Genomic DNA, 19893 nt, shown 5'->3' with positions numbered 1-19893 from the left:
GGCGTGGAAGGCGCCCATCCAGCCCGAGCCGATGAGCCCGATCCGCACGGGCAGGACGGCGTCGGAGGCGTTGCGGTTGAGGTAAGCCAAAGGCTTGTCCTTTCAGGAGTTGGGGCGGCGGTTACCCGTAGGTCTTGCCGGTGGTCTGGGACACGTCGGCGACTTCGCCCTGGACTTCTTTGACGACGTCGCTGTGGCCGCCGAGTTGTTCGAGTTCGTGGGCGAGTTCGGCGAGTTCTGCGCCGCCGGCCATCTGAGCGGTGAGCTCGTCGAGAGTGATGTCTTTTTTGTCGTAGTAGCCGATCGATTTGCCGCGTTTGAGCAGCAGGAACCGGTCCCCGACGGGGAAGGCATGGTGCGGGTTGTGGGTGATGAAGATGACGCCGAGGCCGCGGTCGCGGGCCTGCAGGATGTAGCGGAGCACCACGCCGGACTGCTTCACGCCCAGGGCCGCGGTGGGCTCGTCCAGGATCAGGACCTTCGCGCCGAAGTACACGGCCCGGGCGATCGCGACGCACTGGCGTTCACCGCCGGAGAGCTGGCCGATGGGCTGTTCGACGTCGCGCAGGTCGATGCCCATCGCGGCGAGTTCCTTGAGCGTGATGTCCTTCATTTTCTCGACGTCCATGCTCTTGAACGGACCAAACCCGCTGGTGAGCTCCGAGCCGAGGAAGAAGTTCCGCCAGATCGGCATCAGCGGCACCACGGCGAGGTCCTGGTAGACCGTGGCGATGCCGACATCGAGGGCGTCCCGGGGGGAGCTGAACTTCCGCTCCTGGCCCATGATCTTCAGTGTTCCGGCGTCGTGCTGGTGCAGGCCGGCGATGATCTTGATCAGCGTGGACTTGCCCGCGCCGTTATCGCCCAGCACGCAGGTGACGCGGCCGTTGTCCACCGCCATGGTGACCTCGGAGAGGGCGATGATATTGCCGTAGTGCTTCCCGACCCCGTCGAGGGAGAGCAGGTGCACCGGGGTGTGGGTGAGCGGGTCTTTTTCGTTCTGCAGCAGGGTCTGCTGGTCGATCTCTTTGGCATTCATTTCCGGGGCCCTTCTACTTCAGTTCCGCGCGGCGCTTGACGATGAGGTTGACGATGGTGGCCAGCAGCAGCATCAGGCCCAGGAAGAACTTGAACCAGTCCGGGTTCCACTGCGCGTAGACGATGCCCTTGTTGGCCATGCCGAAGATGAACGCGCCGATCGCGCCGCCGATCGCCGAGCCGTACCCGCCGGTGAGCAGGCAGCCGCCGATCACCGCGGCGATGATGTAGAGGAACTCGTTGCCCACGCCCTCACCGGACTGCACGGTGTCGAAGGCGAAGAGGTTGTGCATGCCCAGGATCCAGGCGCAGAACCCCACGGCCATGAACAAACCGATCTTGGTGGCCTTGACCGGCACACCCACGGCGCGGGCCGCGTTCGCGTCCCCGCCCACGGCGAAGATCCAGTTCCCCACCCGGGTCCGCATCAGCACCCAGGTCGCGACCGCGACGAGCGCGAACCAGTAGAACACGGTGATCTTGATGTCGACGCCGCCGACGCTCACCGAGGAGGCGAACACCGCCCGGGCCGAGGCGAAACCGTCCATGGTCGAGATCGAGGGCGAGGACACCGAGCCGCCGATCAGCCGGGTCAGACCCAGGTTCAGGCCGGTCAGCATCAGGAACGTGGCCAGGGTGACGATGAAGGACGGCAGCTTGGTCTTGATCAGGATCCAGCCGTTGATGAACCCGACGGACAGGGAGACCACCAGGGCCAGGCCGACGCCAACCCAGACGTTCGTGGTGAAGTACCAGCTGAACAGCGACGCGGTCAGCGCCGAGGTGATCACGGCGACGCCGGTGGAAAGGTCGAACTCCCCGCCGATCATCAGCAAGGACACCCCCACCGCCATGATCCCGATCGTGGAGGACCCGTACAGGATGGTCGCCAGGGCACCGGGCTGGGTAAAGGTCGGGGACACCAACGCGAAGAAGATGAAGAGGACGATCGCGCCCACCAGGGCACCGACCTCGGGACGTCCGAGCAGTTTCTGGAACGGACTGCGCTTGGCGACGCGCTCATCGGGCGCCGGCGACTTTGTCTTGGTCTGGGTGATGGTCATGATAAGTCTCCTTGCCGCCGGGCCGGCGCGAACCGGCCCGGCCAGCGGGCTGTTAGCGGACGCCCTGCTGGGCGAAGGTCAGGACATCGGCCGCATTGGATTTGTCGATGACCGCCGGGCCTGTCAGCACAGGCTGGCCGCCGCCGATCTTGAAGCCGCCGCGCTTGTTCTGCCAGATGGCGTCAACGGCTCCGTAGCCCTGCAGCCACGGCTGCTGGTCCACGGTGAACAGAACTGCACCATCCACGATCTTCTGGGCGAGCTCCGCGTTGAGGTCGAAACTGGCGACCTTGGCAGAGCTGCCGGCGTCAGTGACCGACTTGAGGAGGGTCAGGGTGATGGGGGCGCCGAGGCCGATGATGACGTCGGCGTCCTTGGAAGCCTGAAGCTTGGCAGTCGCGGTGGACTGAACGGAGGTCATATCCTTGCCGTCGACGTAAAGGATCTCCGTTCCGGGAACCTTCGCCTTGACGCCCGCGCACCGTGCTTCAAGTCCCACGTGGCCCTGTTCCTGAATCACACAGACCGGGTGCTTATAGCCGTCCGCGGCCAGCTTGGTGCCCACGGCCTGACCGGCGAGCTGCTCGTTGGAACCGAAGTGGGTGAATGCTCCGAGCTGGGAGGAGACCGATTCACCGGCGTTGAGGCTCACAATCGGGATGCCGGCGTCGGAGGCCTTCTTCAGGACGTCCTTGAGGGCTTCGGGCTTGGCGAGCGTGACCGCGATGCCGTCGACCTTCTGGTCAATAGCCTGCTGAATGAGCTGGGCCTGGCGCCCGGCTTCGGGATCGGACGTATAGAGGAGCTCAACGTTGTCCTTTGCCGATGCCTCCTCGGCGCCCTTGCGAACAATATCCCAGAAGGTGTCACCGGCTGCGGCGTGCGTGATAAGGGCGACCTTGATGCGGGAGGTGCTGGCTGCCTGGCCTCCACCAGCCGCATTGCCTGAGTCTGCGGGCTTGCCGCCGGTGCTGGAACACGCGCTCAGGGCCAGCATGGGTACAACGGCCGCCACGAGGGTCGCCTTCCGCCACGAGAACTTGGTCACGATCAATCTCCTTTGATTCCGGGCCACGCCGGCCGCTTCATCGCGTCGGTCCATGAGCCATCTACAACCGATCATGGTGACTCCAATCACAGTTGTCAATAGTTTGTCCTGACATTAGGATGTTTGGACGTAACGAAGAGGGGTCGGAATGTCGCATTCGCGGGGCTTGCCGGGCCAGCGCCGACAGCCCGACCCCCGCAAACGAGGCCCGTCACAGCAGCCCTTGGCACCTCTTGGCAGCCCTGCTACTATCAGAAAAAGGCAGTATGTCCTATCAAGCGAACATAGCCTGACATACGCGGACAGGCCGGCACAACGGCCGCCGCGGAGCACAAGGGAGCATGTCCAGTGGCGAATCAACTGAATCTGCGGATCGACCGCTCTTCTCCGGTGCCGCTGTACCACCAAGTGGTGCAGGGCATCGAGGCAGCGATCCACACGGGGCTGCTGGAACCCGGCAGCCGGCTGGAAAACGAGATCGACCTGGCCGCCCAGCTGAACCTGTCCCGGCCCACGATGAGAAAAGCCATGGACGAGCTGGTCCGCTCGGGCCTGCTGGTCCGCAAGCGCGGCGTCGGCACCCAGGTGGTGTCCAGCCAGGTCCGCCGCCCGCTGGAACTCTCCAGCCTCTACGACGACCTGAGCAACAACGGCAGCAAGCCCACCACCGACGTGCTCAGCTTCTCGCATGAGGAGGCGGACGGCGCGATCCGGACAGCTCTGCAGCTTCCGGCCGGCGCCAAGGTCTACCACTTCACCAGGCTCCGGAAGGTGGGCGGCAAGCCGCTGGCCCTGATGGAGAACTGGGTGCGGGATGACATCACCGCCCTCGACGAGGCTTCCCTGGGCTCGCAAGGCCTCTACGCCATTCTGCGCAACGGCGGCGTGAACTTCCGCCTGGCCTCGCAGCGGATCGGTGCCATGATCGCCAATGACTACCAGGCGCCACTGCTCGAGACCACCCCCGGCTCCGCCCTGGTGACCATGGAGCGGACCGCGGTGGACGACACCGGACGCATGGTGGAAACCGGCCACCACGTCTACCGGGCGGATTCCTACAGCTTTGAAATGACACTGGTCCAGAGATAAGCGTCCAGAGTTAGCAGTTCAGGGCTGGCCGCGCAACGACAAGGCGCCGGGCAGCCGTGTCAGCGACGGGCGCAACCGGCTTCAACCCCGCACACACCCGCGCCTGCCTCCGGCGCGACAACGAAAGGGCAGCTTCCATGGCCAACTGGGTCTATCCGCTCGGCACCGCCGCCGAAGACACGTGGGACGTCTCCATCGGGACGTCCGACTCCAAACTGGAGGTGGACGGCTGGGCGCATACCGGGCTGAAGGTTGCCACGCTGGCAGCCGGCGCCGCCGTCGAACTCGACGCCGCGGCGGAGGAACGCATCGTGATCCCGCTCAACGGCTCTTTCGTGGCGACCGTCGACGGGCAGGACTATCCCCTGGCCGGCCGGGTCAGCGTCTTCAGCGGCCCCAGCGACGTGCTCTACACGGGAGCCGGCAAGGTGGTGGCCATCACCTCGGCCGACGGCGGACGCGTGGCAGTCGCCACTGCTCCGGCCAAGGCCGCCTACCCGACCCGCCTCATCACGGCCGCCGAGACGCCGGTGGAACTGCGCGGGGCGGGTAACTGCTCCCGTCAGGTCCACAATTTCGGGACTCCCGCCGCGCTGGAGGCGGACCGCTTCATCGTCTGCGAGGTCATCACGCCGGCCGGCAACTGGTCTTCCTATCCCCCGCACAAGCACGATGAGGAAAAAGACGGCGAGACCAACCTCGAGGAGATCTACTACTTCGAAACCCGCGTGACGCCCGGGGCCCCGCAACGCCCGGGCGCCGACGACGCCATCGGCTACCAGCGCGTCTACGCCTCCGACGAGCGGCCCATCGACGTTGCGGCCGAGGTCCGGACCGGCGACGTCGTCCTGGTGCCCTACGGCTGGCACGGGCCCGCCATGGCCGCCCCCGGCTACGACATGTATTACCTCAACGTCATGGCCGGACCCGGCCCGGTCCGCGAGTGGCTCATCAGCGATGACCCGCACCACGGCTGGATCCGCCAGACCTGGGAGGGCCAGGACCTGGACCCGCGGCTGCCGTTCGGCCGCTAGGCCGTCAGGCCGCTCCGGCCCTGGTTCTGGCTCAGGCTCAGGCGCTGGCGCTGACAGCTAGCCATTGAACGTGGCCGGGTGCGGTCCGGTGCGCCCGTTCCGCTCAAGGGCAGTCACTGCCGCCAGCTCGCCCGCGGAAAGCTCAAAGCCGAACACCTCCAGGTTTTCCCGGATGCGGGCCGGCGTCACTGACTTCGGGATGACGATCCTCCCCTGCTGCAGGTGCCAGCGCAGAATGACCTGCGCCGGGGTTCTGCCGTGGCGCGCGGCGATCTCCTTGATGGCCGGATCCGCCAGCAGGGCACCCTGGGCCAACGGACTCCAGGCCTCCGTCGCTATGCCGTGCGCCGCGTTGAACACTGTCACGTCGTGCTGCTGGAGCGCCGGGTGCAGCTCCACCTGGTTGACCGCCGGCACCGTTCCGCCCAGGTCGATGAGCCGCTGCAGGTGCACCGGTTCGAAATTGGACACGCCGATGGCCCTGACCCGGCCGTCGGCATGGAGTTTTTCAAGGGCCAGCCAGGAGTCGGCGTACCGGTCCGACGCCGGCGCGGGCCAGTTAATCAGGTAAAGATCCAGGTAGTCGAGGCCCAGCTTGTCCAGGCTCGCGTCGAAAGCCGCCAGAGCTGGTTCGTAGCCGAGGTCGTCGATCCACAGCTTGGACGTGATGAACAGGTCTTCCCGCGCGATCCCGGATTCTGCGAGCGCGCGGCCGGTTCCGGTTTCGTTTCCATAGATGGCGGCCGTGTCGATGCTCCGGTAGCCGGCGTCGAGCGCCGCCGCTACCGCCTCGGTGGTCTCGGCGTCGGGAATCTGAAAGACGCCGAAGCCCAGCTGCGGCATCCGCACCCCGTTATTGAGGACGATAGTGGGAATTGAACTCATAGTGTCTCCTGTGGTTGCGTTCGGGAGGTCAGCGGACAACGGTTGCAGCCTCGGTGGCGGGAAGGTCGGTGCTGGTTTGCGCTGCTGCCGCGGCGGGGGCGGTTGAACCGCCGGCCGTCGCCAGTCGCTTGGCCTGAGCCGCGGCGAATACCATCACTGCCAGGCCCAGCAGGGTGATCCCGGCGCCGGCCCAAATCGGCGAGGTGTAGCCGAGGCCGGCGGTGATGGTGACGCCGCCCAGCCAGGCGCCCAGGGCGTTGCCGACGTTGAAGGCGCCGATGTTGGCGCCGGAGGCCAGGGTGGGAGCGCTGCTGGCGTACTTCATGACGCGCATCTGCAGTCCCGGAACCGTGGCGAAGCCGAAGCCGCCCAGCAGCACCATAGTGGCGATGGTCACCGGCTGGTTGCCGGCTGTCAGGGCGAAGGCCACGAGCACCAGCACCAGGGCGGCGAGGACCACGAGCAGGGTGCGGTCCACGTTCTTGTCGGCCGCCTTGCCGCCGAGGGTGTTGCCGATGAAGAGCCCGACGCCGAAGAGGATCAGCAGCCACGGGACCGTGGCGGCGGAGAAGCCGGTGACCTCGGTGAGGGTAAAGGCGATGTAGGTGAAGGCGCCGAACATGCCGCCGTAGCCGAGGATGGTCACGAGGATGGAGAGCCACACCTGTCCGGAGCGGAAGGCACGGAGCTCGCCGCGCAATCCGCCCGCTGCTGGTTCGCCGGAGCCGGTTTTCGGCACGAGTGCGAGGATGCCGGCCAGGGCGAGGACACCGATCACGGTGATCGCCCAGAACGTGGAGCGCCAGCCCGCGGCCTGGCCCAGCATGGTGCCGAACGGGACACCGAGCACATTCGCAGCAGTCAGGCCGGTGAACATGATCGCGATCGCACCCGCCTTCTTAGTGGGCGCCACCATGCTCGCGGCCACCACTGCGCCGATGCCGAAGAACGCGCCGTGCGAGAGAGCGGCAATGATGCGGCCGATCATCATTACCGAGTAATCCGGCGCGAGCGCCGAGACAAGGTTGCCCGCGATGAAGAGCACCATCAGCACGGCCAGCACGGGCTTGCGTTCGAAACGCGTCACGGCGGCGGTGAGACCCAGCGCCCCGACCACGACGGCGAGCGCGTAGCCGGAGATGAGCCAGCCCGCGGTCGCCTCGGTGACGTGGAAGTCTGCGGCCACTTGCGGCAGCAGGCCCATGATGACGAACTCGGTGAGTCCGATGCCGAACCCGCCGAGGGCGAGGGCTATCAGGCCAACAGGCATGGAGGTGCTCCTTACAAAGCTGTACGGGATGGGGTATGGCGCGTAAGCTAGTAGTTGCAGACGCGTTATTTATTCTTGCACAAGCAGATACAGCGCGCAAGCAACTATTATTTGATGTGCCCGTCACCACCCCGCCGGGCACGCGAGTTGAAGGGAAACACCTGATGGGCATCAAGGACGACGCCGTCGAGGTCCGGGCGCAAGGCTGGCGGACCCTGGCGGCCCTGCACGGGCTGATCGAGGCCGAGCTGGAGCGGTCCTTGCAGGCCGAGGCGCAGCTCTCCGTCGTGGAGTACACCGTGCTGGATGCGCTGAGCCGGCAGGACGGCTGGCACATGCGGATGCAGCAGCTGGCCCGCGCCACGGCGTTGAGCGCGAGCGCCACCACGCGCCTGGTCAACCGGCTCGAGGACCGCGGGCTGCTGACCCGGATCCTGTGCGCGGATGACCGCCGCGGAATCTACACCGAGCTCACCCCCAGCGGCATCGCCCTGCTCGAGCAGAGCAGGCCGGTCCACGACGCCACGCTGGAGCGGGCGCTGGCCGAGGCCCAGGAAGTGCCGGAGCTGGCACCGCTGGTCGACGCCCTCCCCCGCCTGCACGCCGGCGTCTAGGGCAACAACGGTCTAGCGCTGCAACCGCCTCGCGCGGCAACGCAGAAGGAACGCAGAAAGCCCCGCCCGGGACGAATCCCGGGCGGGGCATTGTGCGTGCAGGGCTAGGCGGCGACGGGTTGCTTGGCCGCCGCTTGTTTGAAGAAGTGCTCCAGGTCCTCCAGGCTCTTGTCCTTGGTCTCCGGAACCACACGCTTCACCCAGACGATGGCTGCCAGCTGGAGCCCGACAAAGATGAAGAACGTCGCCGAGACGCCAATCCACGACACCATCTGCGGGAAGAAGAACCCGATCAGGAAGTTGATCATCCACAGCACGAAGACACAGATGCCCATGGCAATGCCGCGGACATGCAGCGGGAAAATCTCGGCCATGGTCAGCCACGTCACGGTGCCGATGCAGGACTGCATCGAGGCGAGGAACGTCACCATGAACAGCAGCACCAGGTAGCCGCGGAGGGTGCCTTCCGGGATGAGCATGGAGATGATGCCGATGGCCAGCAGGGATCCTGCCGTGCCGGTCAGGCCCGCGACCAGCATGGACTTCCGCGGCAGGCGCGACATGAGGGACATCCCGACCACGACGGCGACCACCGAGGTCACGCCGTTGACGACGTTGGCGAGCAGGGCGCCTTGGTCACCGAAGCCGGAGCTGGAGAGGATGGAGGTGCCGTAGTACATGATGGCGTTGACGCCGCTGATCTGGTTGATCACGGCCATGCCAAGTCCGACCACGAAGATACGCCGGATCCAGGGCACCGTGAGGTCACGGAAGGTGCCGAGCTTGGATTGATAGTCTTCCCTGGCGGCCTGACGGACCTCATCGAACTCGGTGGAAACGTCCTCGGCGGCGCGCGTCCGGCGCAGCACGTCCAGTACCTCACCGAAGCGGCCGGCCGACGCCAGCCAGCGCGGGCTTTCCGGCAGCAGCAGCATGCCAAGCCACAGCACGACAGCCGGCAGCGTGGCAATGACCAGCATCCACCGCCACACGTGGGAGGCCTCGGGGAAGGCGTTGCCCAGCACGGCATTGAAAGTGAAGGCCAGAAACTGTCCGGTGACGATCATGAGCTCGTTCTGTGTCACGATCCGTCCGCGTTGGGCCGACGGGGACATTTCCGCCAGGTAGACCGGAACGATCACCGACGCCCCGCCGACGGCAAGGCCGAGCAGGGTGCGGGAGACGACGAGCATTTCGGTGCTGGGCGAGAGCGAGCAGGCCATGGTGGCCACCGCGAAGATGATCGCGAGCCCCATGATGGTCCTGCGCCGGCCGAAGCGGTCCGACAGCCTGCCTGCCGAGATGGCGCCGAACGCCGCGCCGAACAGCAGGGTGGAGGTCACCAGCCCCTCGGTCAGCGGAGTGAGGCCGAGGTCCCGCTGCATGAACGGAAGGGCGCCGTTGATCACGCCGGTGTCATAGCCGAAGAGGAGGCCGCCGAACGTGGAAAAGAGCGCCACCCGCCGCATGAAACCCTGGGGATTCGAGGTGCCGCCGGCGGCCCGGCCCGAGGAGTCCACGCCCGCATCGGGGGCGGCCGCGGGCGGAGCCGAGTTTGTCAGCGTTCTATCGGGCGCCGTCATAGGCTGACCTTCTGGATCTGCTGCTTCATGGTCTCCAGCTGGTATCGGGAGACGTCCGCGGCGTTGTCGTCCTCGGCGAAGACGCTGGAGACCATCACCGTGTCTTCACGGTCCAGGAAGCCGATCTCCTGCAGGCCGCCGAAGAACTCGTCCCAGTTGACGTCGCCGTCGCCGATTTTCAGGTGCTGGTGCACGCGGACGGGGTTGCCGGGCGGGTTGGTGATGTAGCGCAGGCCGTGTGAGGCGTGGTGGTCCATCGTGTCGGCCACGTGGACCAGGCGCAGCTTGTCGCCAGCGGCCCGCATGATCTCCAGCGGTGCGTTCTTCATGTGGAAGCTGTGCGAGGCCACGTAGACCAGGCCAACATTCTTCGAGTTCAGCCCGCGGATCACCCGGATCGCGGCCAGGCCCTCCTCGACGAAGTCGTCCGGGTGCGGATCGATCAGCAGGTCGATCCCCTCCCGCTCGATGATGGGGAGCAGTTCCTCCATGGAGCGGTAGAAGGACCGCTCGGATTCTTCGGCCTTCTCCGGCCGGCCGCTGAACTCGGTGTTCATGGTGCCAACGCCCAGGTCCACGGTGATCTGGATGGCGCGTTTCCAGTAGCGGACGGCCGCCTCGCGCGCGTCCTCGTCCGGGCCGGACCAGCGCAGCACGGGCAGCACCGACGCGATTTCGATTCCCGCGTCCTTGCAGGCCGCCTTCAGCTTGCCCACGAGCTCGTCGTCGGCCTTCGGGTGGTTGAAGAAGGGGATGAAATCGGCGTGCGGGGTCATCTGCATGTACTTGTAGCCGAGGTCGGCCACCACGCGCGGGAACTCGAGGAGTCCGTGGCTGTGGTGGAACGGCGTGGGATCTAGGGCGATTTTCACGGTGAACACTCCATTGTGGATCTGGCGGGCGTGCGGCCGGCCGGCGCGTTCGTTGCAGTAGAAGGCACCGGCCGGCGGGGTTTTAGCGGTACAGGGCGGGCTTGGCGTTGAGCTTCACGGCGACCTTTTCGCCGTTCTTCTGCGCCTCGACGCCGGCCTCGCAGCAGGCGGCCGTGGCGTAGCCGTCCCAGGCGGTGGGGCCGCCGATCTCATCGCGGAGGGCCGCGTCCACCCACGACTGGATTTCGACGTCGTATGCCGCCCCGAAGCGTTCCTCGAAGCCGGGGGTGACGTTGCCGCCCCAATGGCCGTTGCTGCGGGTGTACGGGCCTTTGTCGTCGCCGATGCTGACGATGCCGTCCTCGAAGGAGGCCTGGGTGGCCACCTCGTAGCCGAACTTGGCATTGACGTAGATCTCGACGTCGGCCAGGACACCGGACTCGGTCTCGATCAGCACGTGCTGCGGGTCGTGCTGACCGGCCGGGGCGTTCCGTGTGGCCTTGCCGAGGCGGACCTGGACCGAGGTGATTTCCTCGCCGGTGAAGTAGCGGATGGCGTCGAATTCGTGGACCACGGAGTCGTTGATCAGCATCTCGTTGGTGAAGCCGGCCGGGGTGGTGGGGTTCCGGTGCTGGTGGTGCAGCATGAGCAGCTCACCGAGTTCGGAGTCGCGGATGATTTTGCCGAGGGCGGCGTATTCGGCGTCGAAGCGGCGCATGAAGCCGACCTGGATGCGCTTGTGGCCCAGCTCCTGCTCGGCTTCGACAATCTTCCAGGAGGATTCGGCATCCGGGGTGAGCGGCTTCTCGCAGAGGATCGGGATGTCCTTGGCGATCGCCTTGAGCAGGATGTCCTCGTGCAGGAAACCGGGGGTGGCGATCAGGACGGCGTTGACGTCGCCGTTGTTGAGGGCCTCCTCGGCGTCGGCGAGGGCGACGGCACCGGGGATGCCTTCGATGGCGGCCTGGGCACGGGCGAGGTCGACGTCGACGACGGCGGCAACTTCGGCGCCGTGGATGCGGGTGTTGAGCCGCTGGATGTGGTCTGCGCCCATACGGCCGGCGCCGATGACAGCTACGCGGAGGGTCTTAGTCATGATCTTGTCCTCTGTTCTAGTTGACGGCGGTGCGGGAGCCGCAGGAAAGCAGGTAGTTCCGGGTGCGCTTGGCGATCGGCATCGGGACGTCGAAGGCCACGGGATACATGTCCTGTTCCACAATGCCAAAGATCGGCCGGTTGAGCGCCTCCACGGCTTCGATGACGGCGCGCAGGTCCGGCAGCCCGTTCGGCGGCTCGGTCATCACGCCGGCCAGGTTGGCGGCGGCCCACGTCATTTTTTCCTCGTTGACCTTTTTGAGGATGTCCGGGTTGATCTGCTTGAGGTGCAGGTAGCCGATCCGGTCCGGATAGTTCTTGATCAGGTCGAGGCTGGAGGCCCCGCAGTATTCGGCGTGGCCGGTATCCAGGCAGAGGTTGAGGTACTTCGGGTCCGTGGCCGCGAGCAGGGTTTCGATGTCCGCCTGCGCGCCGACGTGGGAGTCGGCGTGCGAGTGGAACTGCTGCTTCAGGCCGAAATCCTCCAAGAGGGTCTTGCCCATGCGGTTGTGGCCGGAGAACAGGTCGCTCCACGCCTTCTCGGTCAGCGTGCCGCTCTCGACGGCCTCGCCGGTGACGTCGTCGCGCCACATCGCGGGAATGACCACGATGTGTTCGCCTCCCATGGCTGCCGTGAGTTCGGCGACCTTGCGGGCCGGCTCCCAGGCTTCGTCGTACTGGTGGGCCCCGCGGTGGAATGCGGTGAACACGGTGCCGGCCGAGATCTTCAGGTCGCGCTGCTTGAGCTCTTCGGCGAGACGGGCCGGATCGGTGGGGAGGTAGCCGTAGGGGCCGAGTTCGATCCACTTGTAGCCGGATTCGGCGACCTCGTCGAGGAAGCGTTCCCACGGGGTCTGCTGGGGGTCATCCGGGAACCAGACGCCCCAGGAGTCCGGCGCGGTGCCGATGATCAGCTTGTTCTCTGTCATTTCCATTCCTTCTCATCGGTTGCTCCGCAGGTGCCGTTTTGGACGCTCAAAACGGCGGTTGCGGAGCAATCGATCGCGGTTGTTGGGTGGCGCTGGGTGGGGACTAGTTGGACGGGAAGTTGTAGGAGGCGCCGGAGGCGTGCGTGGGTTCGGGCCAGCGCGAGGTGACCACCTTGCCGCGGGTGTAGAAGGAGACGCCTTCGGGGCCGTAGATGTGCTTGTCGCCGAACAGCGAGGCCTTCCAGCCGCCGAAGGAGTGGTACGCCACCGGCACGGGCAGCGGCACGTTGATACCGATCATGCCCACGGTGACGGAGCGCTGGAACTTCCGGGCCGCGGCGCCGGAAGAGGTGAAGATGGCGGTGCCGTTGCCGTAGGGGTTGGAGTTGATCAGGGCGATGCCGGCGTCGAGGTCCTCGACGCGGACCACGACCAGGACGGGGCCGAAGATTTCCTCGGTGTAGGCGGTCATCCCGGCCGTGACGTGGTCCAGGACGGTGGGGCCGACCCAGAACCCGTCTTCGTGGCCGGGGACCACGAGGTCGCGGCCGTCCACCACCATCGCGGCGCCGGCGGTTTCGGCCTCGGTGACGATCTTCACGATCCGTTCCTTGGACGCCGGCGTGATGACCGGGCCCATTTCGGCGTCGGGCACGGTGCCGTTGTTGACCTTGACGGCCAGGGCGCGCTCCTCGACCTTCTTGACCAGCAGGTCGGCGGCTTCGCCGACGGCGACGGCGACCGAGATGGCCATGCAGCGTTCCCCGGCGGAGCCGAAGGCGGCGGCGGCCAGGTGGTCGGCAGCGTTGTCGAGGTCCGCGTCGGGCAGGATGATCGCGTGATTCTTCGCCCCGCCCAAGGCCTGGACGCGCTTGCCGTGGGCCGTGGCGGTCTCGTGTACGTACTTCGCGATCGGGGTGGAACCGACGAAGGAGATGCCGTCCACGTCCGGGTGGGTCAGGAGGCCGTCGACCGTTTCCTTGTCGCCGTGCAGGACCTGGAAGACGCCGTCGGGCAGCCCGGCCTGCTTCCACAGCTTGGCGAGCAGCATCGAGGCGGAGGGGTCGCGCTCCGAGGGCTTGAGGATGAAGGCGTTGCCGGTGGCGATCGCCATCGGGGCCATCCACAGCGGGACCATGACCGGGAAGTTGAACGGGGTGATTCCGGCGACGACGCCGAGCGGCTCGCGGAAGGAGAAAACGTCGATGCCGGTGGAGACCTGGTCCGAGTAGTCGCCCTTGAGCAGTTGCGGGATGCCGCAGGCGAACTCGATGACCTCGAGTCCGCGGCCGATCTCGCCCTTGGCGTCGGAGAGGACCTTGCCGTGTTCGGCGGTGATCAGTTCGGCGAGCTCGTCCACGTGGGAGGCGACGAGTTCGCGGAACTTGAACAGCACCGCGGTGCGCTTGGCCAGGGAGATGTCGCCCCAGGAATCGGCGGCAGCGCGGGCGGCGGCGACGGTGGTGTCCAGGTCGGCCCGGTTGGCCAGCCGCAGCTCTGCGGAGACGGCGCCGGTGGCCGGGTTGTAGACGGGCTGGGTGCGGGTACCTTCACCGGCGGACTCGGCGCCGTTGATGAAGTGGTGGATGGTTTTGGTGGCGGTGACGGTAGTCATGGGAATGTCCTTGGGAGTTGGAATCTGGGATGGCTCAGGGAGCCGGGGTCAGCCGAGCAGCTTGCGCTGGCGGCTCTTGTGGTCAACGTAGGTCTGGAAGGCCTGCTTTGTGGAGTCGAGCTCGGAGACCTGGGAGACCGGAACGTCCCACCACGACTCGGAGCTGGGGGCATCCAGCAGCGGGTCGGATTCCACGTGGATGACGATCGGGCCGCCGCGTTCGGGGGCGGCCTTGGCGTCGCGGATGGCCTGTTCGAGCTCGGCGATGACCTTCTCCCCCGGTTCGATCCGGATTACTTTCACGCCGAGGCTTTCGGCGTTCAGGGCCAGGTCCACCGGGAGCCGGTCGCCGTCGTCGAAGCTGTGGTGTTCCTCATCCAACGCCCGGTACTGGGTGCCGAAGCGCTGGGATCCAAGGGACTCGGAAAGCGAACCGATGGAGGCGTAGCCGTGGTTCTGGATCAGGACCACGATCAGCTTGATCCGCTCGGCGACGGCGGTGACGAGTTCGGTGTGCATCATCAGATAGGAGCCGTCCCCCACCATGACGACGACGTCGCGCTGCGTGCCGCCCTTGGCGGCTTCGGCCAGGGCGGCGCGCTTGACCCCGAGGCCGCCCGGGATCTCGTAGCCCATGCAGGAGTAGGCGTATTCGACGTGGTAGCCGAACGGGTCCCGGACGCGCCACATCTTGTGCAGGTCACCGGGGAGTGAGCCGGCGGCGCAGATGACGACGTCCTGGGCGTCCATGGCGCGGTTCGTGGCGCCAATGATCTCGTTCTGCGCCGGCAGCGGCGTGAACCGCGTGTCGAATGCCTCGTCCACGGTGGCGTCCCAGCGTTCCTTCTCGGCCGCGATCCGCTGCTCGAGGTCCGCGCCGATGCGGTAGCCGCCGAGGGCCTGGTTCAGTTTGACCAGGGCCTTGCGGGCATCGGCCACGATCGGCAGCGAGGTGCCGTGCTTGTAGGCGTCGAGAGCGGCGACGTTGATGTTGAGGAATTGCACGTCCGGGTTCTGGAACGCGGTCCGGGAGGCAGTGGTGAAGTCCTCGTAGCGGGTACCGATCCCGATGATGAGGTCGGCCTCGGCGGCGATGGCGTTGGCCGCCGTCGTGCCGGTGGATCCGATGGCCCCGAGGGAGAACTTGTGGTCCCAGGGCAGCACGCCGACGCCGGCCTGGGTGTTGCCGACCGGGATGCCGGTCAGCTCGGCGAACTTCGCGAGTTCCTCGTTGGCGTAGGCGTAGAGCACGCCGCCGCCGGCGATGACCAGCGGGCGCTTGGCGGCGCGGATCGCCTCGGCGGCGCGGCGGATGTCCTCGTCGTCGGCGTCCGGACGGCGGATCCGCCATTCGCGTTCGGCGAGGAATTCCTCGGGCACGTCGAAGGCCTCGGCCTGGACGTCCTGGGGCAGCGAGATGGTGACGGCACCGGTCTCGGCCGGGTCGGTGAGGACACGGAGTCCGTGGTGGAACGCGGAAAACAGCTGCTCGGGCCGGGAGACGCGGTCAAAGAACTTCGACAGCGGCCGGAACGCGTCATTGACGGTGATGTCGTAGGCGTAGGGCTGTTCGAGCTGCTGCAGCACGGGGTCGGCGGCGCGGGTCGCGAACGTGTCACTCGGCAGCAGCAGGACCGGCAGCCGGTTGGTGGTGGCCAGCGCCGCGCCGGTGAGCAGGTTCGAGGAGCCCGGACCGATCGAGGTGCTGATCGCGAAGGTCTGGCGGCGGCGGGTGTGGCGGGCGAAGCCGACCGCCTGGTGGGACTGGGCCTGTTCGTTGCGGCCCTGGTAGTACGGCATGATCGTCGGATCGAGCTGCTGGTACTGCTTGAGGGCCTGGCCGACGCCGGCGACGTTGCCGTGGCCGAAGATGCCGAACGTGCCCGGAATCAGGCGTTCCCGGAAGTCCTGGCCGCCGACCGAATCGACGGTGTACTGCTTGGACAGGTATTCAACGACGGCCTGCGCGACCGTCATTCTGCGTGTTCCTGATGCCGTGCTCATTCCCATGGGAAGCTACTCCGATACTTCTTTGGTGCGGGTGGATTCGGTGTGGTGCAGCAGCGAGGCCGCGGTTGCCACGGCGCCGGCGACGTCGCCGTCCTGCGGGTAGAGCAGGGTCCGGCCGACGGTGAGGCCCTGAACGCCGGGCAAGGCGAGGGCAGTCTGCCAGCTGGCGAACACCTCGTCCTGGCCAGCGTCCGGGTCTCCGCCGAGGAGCACGGTGGGCATCGTGGTGGACGCCATGACGCGTTCCATCTCGGCCACCACGGGGAGCTTCATCCAGGTGTAGGCGCTGCTCGCGCCGAGGCCTTCGGCGATGGCGACTGACTTGATGACGGCATTGGTGGAGAGGTCGTTGCGGACCTTCCCGTTTTCGCGGACGGAGAGGAACGGTTCCACCATGGCGATCAGCCTGCGTTCGGCGAGGGAGTCGATGGCCCTCGCGGTCGCTTCGAGGGTGGCGACAGTGTCCGGGTCACCGAGGCAGATGCGGGTCAGCATCTTGCCGCCGTCGGCGCCCAGGGCCTCGAGCGCGGCCGCGGTGTGGCCGGTAAAGCGGTCATCGAATTCGTTCACCAAGCCGGAGAGTCCGCCACGGTTCATCGAGCCGAAGAGCAGCTTGCCCTCGAGCGCGCCGAGCAGGAGCAGATCGTCCATGATGTCCGGCGAGGCGAGGACACCGTCCACGTCCGGGTTGGCCAGGGCGATCTGCAGGCGGTCCAGGAGCTGGCGGCGGTCGGCCATGGCCACCGGATCGTTTCCGACGGCGAGCGCGCCGCGGGCCGGGTGGTCGGCGGCGACAATGAAGTTCTGCCGGTGGGCCCTGACACCGGGGTGGCGGCGCCGGGCCTTGGCGGCGCGGGCAATCGCTTCCGGGTCTTCGAGCCGGATAATGCTCAGGTGCTCGTAGCGGCGGGGATCATCGTTCACCGCACGGGTGGCGACGGCTGGGTTTGCACTCACAGTGCTGCTCCTTCGGTGGCGTAGGTACCCGGCAGCAGGCGGCCGCGGTCGGCGAGCAGGCCGGTGACTTCGTCCGGCGTCGGCATCGCGTCGGCGCAGGACAGGCGGGAGGCGACGAGGGCGCCGGCGGCGTTGGCGAAATCGAGGACCTGTGCCAGGGGCCAGCCGGAGAGCAGGCCGTGGCAGAAGGCCCCGCCAAAGGAGTCGCCGGCGCCGAGGCCGTTGACAGTTTCCACGGGCACCGGGGCGGAGACCACACGCTCGGTGCGGGTCTTGGCCATGACCCCTTCAGGGCCCAGCTTCACGACGGCGATTTCGACGCCGGCCGCGAGCAGCCGGTCCGCCTGTTCGTCCGGGGTGCCCTCCCCGACAGCGACGGCGCATTCCTTGTCGTTGCCGATCGCGACGGTGACGTGCGGCAGGATCCTGGCGACCTGTTCCCGGGCTTCCTCCTCGGAAGCCCAGAACATCGGCCGGTAGTCGAGGTCCAGGATGGTGAACTGGCCTTCCTTGAGCCCCGTGCGGGGCCGTGCCTCGTGGGCCGTGAGCTGGGCGGTGCGGCTGGGCTCCTGGCAGAGTCCGGTGACGGTGGACCAGAAGATCCCGGCGTCCCTGATGGCGTCCAGGTCCAGTTCCTCGGCCTTGATCTGCAGGTCCGGTGCCGTGGGGAAGCGTCCATAGAAGTAGAGCGGGAAGTCCTCCGGCGGCTTGATGGCGCAGAACGTGACGGCGGTGGGCCATTCCTTGACCGCCGTGACGAAGGAGTCGTCCACGTTGAATTTGCGCAGTTCCCGGTGCAGGTACTTGCCGAAGGCGTCGTCGCCGGTGCGGGTGATGACGGCGGTGCGGCGGCCATGGCGGGCAGCGGCGACCGCTACGTTGGATGGGGATCCGCCAAGGTACTTTCCGAAGGACGTGACATCCTCCAGATCCACCCCGATGTCGTTCGGGTAGATATCAACACTGATGCGCCCGATCGTGAGCAGTTCGTGGGTCACGGTGATCGTGGACCTTTCTGGTGTGGACTCGATACCTTTGCGCAGCCTGAGCTTCGGCGTTTCTGCGGTGCTTATTCGGTGCTTTGGGGCCTGGCGTGAGCCGGGCCACAACCACTACTTTGCCTTAGAATCCATGTACTGTCAAAGGTTTGTACTGACATATTTACAACATGACACGGGGACTTCAAGTGACGCCCGCGCGGCGCCGCAGCAGCGGAGCGGGCGCCGGAAATACCCCGGTGGTTACCTGGCGGGAACGCCGAGTTCGCCGGTGACATACTGGGCCTGCCCGAAACCGAACGACCAGTCCCCCGCGGTGTTCTCGACATATCCGATGAAAACGTCCTCGCCGGCGACCCCCGCGGCGGCCAGCCTGTCCGCAATGGCGGCAAACAGGGACTGCTTGGCGGACAGGCTGCGCCCGGCCTGGGTGAAGATCTGGATCATCACCACGTCCGGCGTCCGCTCGAAGCCGAGCCCGGCATCCTGGGCAACAATTTGCCCCACTGGATGCTCGGTCAGCACGTGGAAGTAGTCCCGCTCCGGAATGCCAAATTCGGCCACGATCGCGTTGTGGATGCCCTGGCTGAGTCCGCGGAGCTGCTCCGCGCCGCGGCCCTGGTTGACGTCAATTCGTACGAGAGGCACTCGCATCTCCTTCGTTAGTTTGTCCTGACATACTAACAAAGCAATTCGGAGGTACGCAAGGATTCCGTGACAGCACACAGCAACGCGGGGTCGCTTAGCGCCCATCCCAGACCCGCAGGACGGGCCCTCAGTGACCCCGCGTTGGGTATTGCGCGGACACTGCCTCCGGCGTAGCGTTAACAACCTAGAGATTGATCAATGAGCAAGTTGATTACTGATCAGTTGACCACGGGACGAGGAGGTGGAGCACCGAGTGGAAGCGAGTGACGACGCCGAGCTCGACGCGGCCTTCCTGGCCCTCGCCGATCCGGTCCGCCGCCGCATCATTGCCCGGCTCAGCCGGGGCCCGGCCACCGTCAATGAACTGGCGGAGCCCTTCGCGATCACCAAGCAGGCGGTCTCGAAACACATCCAGGTCCTCGAGCAGGCGCAACTTGTCACGCGGACCCGTGACGCCCAGCGCCGGCCCGTGCACCTGAACCCTGCACGGTTGGAAGCACTCACTGCCTGGATCGACCAGCACCGGCTGGTCCGCGAGGGGCAGTTCCGCAGCCTTGACGCCGTGCTTGAAATCCGCGCCGCCCAGAGCGGCACACAGCCAAAGGATGCATCATGAGCAACGCACTGAAATTGACCGTCCCCGAGGGTCTGCCGTTCATCGATTTCGAGCGTGAATTCGACTTTCCGGTGTCCGAGGTGTTCCGGGCGCACAAGGATCCCGAGCTCGTCGCCCAGTGGCTTGGCCCGCGGCGGCTGACTATGGCTGTCGACCACTACGACTTTAGGAGCGGCGGCAGCTACCGCTACACCCACACCGCGCCGGACGGCAGCGCCTATGGCTTCACCGGCGTCTTCCACACTGTCCGCGAGAATGATTTCGCCATCCAGACCTTCGAATTCGATGGCTACCCGGACGTGGTGAGCATTGAGTCGCTGACCTTCGAGGAGCTGGGCGGCGGCCGTTCGCGGCTCAGCGGCCACGCGGTCTACCCCAGCATGGAGGCCCGCGACGGCATGGCGCAGTCCGGAATGGAGGGCGGCATGACCGAAGCCTACGAACAGCTCGAGGAAGTCCTCAGCGGGGCCAAGGTCTAGGACCTCAGGGGTCTTAGAGAGTACGACGGCGGCAGGTCACCTCCCGGGC

19 protein-coding genes are annotated in these 19893 nt (G+C 66.5%); 5 read left to right on the top strand and 14 right to left on the bottom strand.

The genetic code is table 11. The annotated features are described in order from the left end of the window. Positions 1-121: 121 nt before the first annotated feature. Genes Y706_RS0104400 through Y706_RS0104390 form a run of 3 tightly spaced genes read right to left on the bottom strand, consistent with a single transcriptional unit; the run spans position 122 to position 3150 of the window. A complete protein-coding gene (locus Y706_RS0104400) occupies positions 122-1039 on the bottom strand; it encodes an ATP-binding cassette domain-containing protein (RefSeq protein WP_028275614.1) in 918 nt (305 codons plus the stop codon). 13 nt (positions 1040-1052) lie between these two features. Beyond that, positions 1053-2102, bottom strand: a complete 1050-nt coding sequence (locus tag Y706_RS0104395) for an ABC transporter permease (protein ID WP_028275613.1) — start codon at positions 2100-2102, stop codon at positions 1053-1055. A 52-nt stretch (positions 2103-2154) separates the two neighbouring features. Continuing rightward, the gene (locus tag Y706_RS0104390) at positions 2155-3150 is read right to left on the bottom strand and encodes a substrate-binding domain-containing protein (protein WP_028275612.1); all 996 of its coding nucleotides are present in this window, start codon (positions 3148-3150) and stop codon (positions 2155-2157) included. Between the two features lie 348 nt (positions 3151-3498). Here Y706_RS0104390 and Y706_RS0104385 point away from each other — a divergent pair, with 348 nt between their 5' ends. Together Y706_RS0104385 and iolB are read left to right on the top strand one after the other, a co-directional pair. Beyond that, on the top strand, positions 3499-4239 hold the full coding sequence (locus Y706_RS0104385; protein ID WP_028275611.1) for a GntR family transcriptional regulator: 741 nt from the start codon (positions 3499-3501) through the stop codon (positions 4237-4239). Positions 4240-4376: 137 nt separating this feature from the next. Then, a complete protein-coding gene (gene iolB, locus Y706_RS0104380) occupies positions 4377-5273 on the top strand; it encodes a 5-deoxy-glucuronate isomerase (protein ID WP_028275610.1) in 897 nt (298 codons plus the stop codon). 57 nt (positions 5274-5330) lie between these two features. On the opposite strand, the gene Y706_RS0104375 is transcribed toward iolB, so the two are convergent. Beyond that, complete coding sequence (locus Y706_RS0104375; protein ID WP_028275609.1) at positions 5331-6158, bottom strand: aldo/keto reductase; 828 nt, start codon at positions 6156-6158, stop codon at positions 5331-5333. A 28-nt stretch (positions 6159-6186) separates the two neighbouring features. After that, positions 6187-7428 (bottom strand): MFS transporter, encoded by a 1242-nt coding sequence (locus Y706_RS0104370; protein ID WP_028275608.1) that lies wholly within the window; start codon positions 7426-7428, stop codon positions 6187-6189. A 164-nt stretch (positions 7429-7592) separates the two neighbouring features. On the opposite strand from Y706_RS0104370, the gene Y706_RS0104365 reads away from it, so the two are divergent. Beyond that, a complete protein-coding gene (locus tag Y706_RS0104365; protein WP_028275607.1) occupies positions 7593-8042 on the top strand; it encodes a MarR family winged helix-turn-helix transcriptional regulator in 450 nt (149 codons plus the stop codon). 104 nt (positions 8043-8146) lie between these two features. Here Y706_RS0104365 and Y706_RS0104360 read toward each other — a convergent pair whose 3' ends face one another. The 9 genes from Y706_RS0104360 to Y706_RS0104320 form a co-directional block, all read right to left on the bottom strand. Continuing rightward, positions 8147-9625: a sugar porter family MFS transporter gene (locus Y706_RS0104360; RefSeq protein WP_028275606.1), complete on the bottom strand. Its 1479-nt coding sequence runs from the start codon at positions 9623-9625 to the stop codon at positions 8147-8149. After that, on the bottom strand, positions 9622-10497 hold the full coding sequence (locus Y706_RS0104355) for a sugar phosphate isomerase/epimerase family protein (RefSeq protein ID WP_028275605.1): 876 nt from the start codon (positions 10495-10497) through the stop codon (positions 9622-9624). Before Y706_RS0104355 ends, Y706_RS0104360 begins: the two co-directional genes overlap by 4 nt. Before the next feature lie 82 nt (positions 10498-10579). Beyond that, positions 10580-11593 carry a Gfo/Idh/MocA family protein gene (locus tag Y706_RS0104350; protein ID WP_028275604.1) on the bottom strand — a complete coding sequence of 338 codons (1014 nt, stop codon included), beginning with the start codon at positions 11591-11593 and terminating at the stop codon, positions 10580-10582. A gap of 16 nt (positions 11594-11609) precedes the next feature. Next, positions 11610-12521, bottom strand: a complete 912-nt coding sequence (locus tag Y706_RS0104345; protein ID WP_028275603.1) for a sugar phosphate isomerase/epimerase family protein — start codon at positions 12519-12521, stop codon at positions 11610-11612. Between the two features lie 103 nt (positions 12522-12624). Then, positions 12625-14136, bottom strand: coding sequence for a CoA-acylating methylmalonate-semialdehyde dehydrogenase (locus tag Y706_RS0104340; RefSeq protein WP_028275602.1), 1512 nt, complete (start codon positions 14134-14136; stop codon positions 12625-12627). Positions 14137-14184: 48 nt separating this feature from the next. Next, positions 14185-16113 (bottom strand): 3D-(3,5/4)-trihydroxycyclohexane-1,2-dione acylhydrolase (decyclizing), encoded by a 1929-nt coding sequence (iolD, locus tag Y706_RS0104335; protein ID WP_028275601.1) that lies wholly within the window; start codon positions 16111-16113, stop codon positions 14185-14187. 39 nt (positions 16114-16152) lie between these two features. After that, on the bottom strand, positions 16153-17103 hold the full coding sequence (locus Y706_RS0104330) for a Cgl0159 family (beta/alpha)8-fold protein (RefSeq protein WP_028275600.1): 951 nt from the start codon (positions 17101-17103) through the stop codon (positions 16153-16155). Then, positions 17100-18101 (bottom strand): 5-dehydro-2-deoxygluconokinase, encoded by a 1002-nt coding sequence (gene iolC, locus Y706_RS0104325; RefSeq protein ID WP_028275599.1) that lies wholly within the window; start codon positions 18099-18101, stop codon positions 17100-17102. The genes Y706_RS0104330 and iolC overlap by 4 nt, the downstream gene beginning before the upstream one ends. A gap of 243 nt (positions 18102-18344) precedes the next feature. Beyond that, positions 18345-18749 carry a tautomerase family protein gene (locus Y706_RS0104320; protein ID WP_028275598.1) on the bottom strand — a complete coding sequence of 135 codons (405 nt, stop codon included), beginning with the start codon at positions 18747-18749 and terminating at the stop codon, positions 18345-18347. A 253-nt stretch (positions 18750-19002) separates the two neighbouring features. On the opposite strand from Y706_RS0104320, the gene Y706_RS0104315 reads away from it, so the two are divergent. Together Y706_RS0104315 and Y706_RS0104310 are read left to right on the top strand one after the other, a co-directional pair. Then, a complete protein-coding gene (locus Y706_RS0104315; RefSeq protein WP_028275597.1) occupies positions 19003-19365 on the top strand; it encodes an ArsR/SmtB family transcription factor in 363 nt (120 codons plus the stop codon). Further along, complete coding sequence (locus Y706_RS0104310) at positions 19362-19844, top strand: SRPBCC family protein (RefSeq protein WP_028275596.1); 483 nt, start codon at positions 19362-19364, stop codon at positions 19842-19844. Before Y706_RS0104315 ends, Y706_RS0104310 begins: the two co-directional genes overlap by 4 nt. The last annotated feature ends 49 nt before the right edge of the window (positions 19845-19893 follow it).

The sequence above is a fragment of the Arthrobacter sp. I3 genome (assembly GCF_000520575.1).
In the GTDB taxonomy this organism is placed as follows: Bacteria; Actinomycetota; Actinomycetes; order Actinomycetales; family Micrococcaceae; genus Arthrobacter; species Arthrobacter humicola_A.
The sequence above is the reverse complement of the archived record's forward strand: the minus strand, read 5'-3'. Positions and strand labels throughout refer to the sequence as shown.

Coding starts and splice junctions, on each gene's coding strand:
- Y706_RS0104400 (WP_028275614.1), bottom strand. CDS start 1,039: ATGAATGCCAAAGAGATCGACCAGCAGACCCTGCTGCAGAACGAAAAA.
- Y706_RS0104395 (WP_028275613.1), bottom strand. CDS start 2,102: ATGACCATCACCCAGACCAAGACAAAGTCGCCGGCGCCCGATGAGCGC.
- iolB (WP_028275610.1), top strand. CDS start 4,377: ATGGCCAACTGGGTCTATCCGCTCGGCACCGCCGCCGAAGACACGTGG.
- Y706_RS0104375 (WP_028275609.1), bottom strand. CDS start 6,158: ATGAGTTCAATTCCCACTATCGTCCTCAATAACGGGGTGCGGATGCCG.
- Y706_RS0104370 (WP_028275608.1), bottom strand. CDS start 7,428: ATGCCTGTTGGCCTGATAGCCCTCGCCCTCGGCGGGTTCGGCATCGGA.
- Y706_RS0104365 (WP_028275607.1), top strand. CDS start 7,593: ATGGGCATCAAGGACGACGCCGTCGAGGTCCGGGCGCAAGGCTGGCGG.
- Y706_RS0104360 (WP_028275606.1), bottom strand. CDS start 9,625: ATGACGGCGCCCGATAGAACGCTGACAAACTCGGCTCCGCCCGCGGCC.
- Y706_RS0104350 (WP_028275604.1), bottom strand. CDS start 11,593: ATGACTAAGACCCTCCGCGTAGCTGTCATCGGCGCCGGCCGTATGGGC.
- Y706_RS0104345 (WP_028275603.1), bottom strand. CDS start 12,521: ATGACAGAGAACAAGCTGATCATCGGCACCGCGCCGGACTCCTGGGGC.
- Y706_RS0104340 (WP_028275602.1), bottom strand. CDS start 14,136: ATGACTACCGTCACCGCCACCAAAACCATCCACCACTTCATCAACGGC.
- iolD (WP_028275601.1), bottom strand. CDS start 16,113: ATGACGGTCGCGCAGGCCGTCGTTGAATACCTGTCCAAGCAGTACACC.
- Y706_RS0104310 (WP_028275596.1), top strand. CDS start 19,362: ATGAGCAACGCACTGAAATTGACCGTCCCCGAGGGTCTGCCGTTCATC.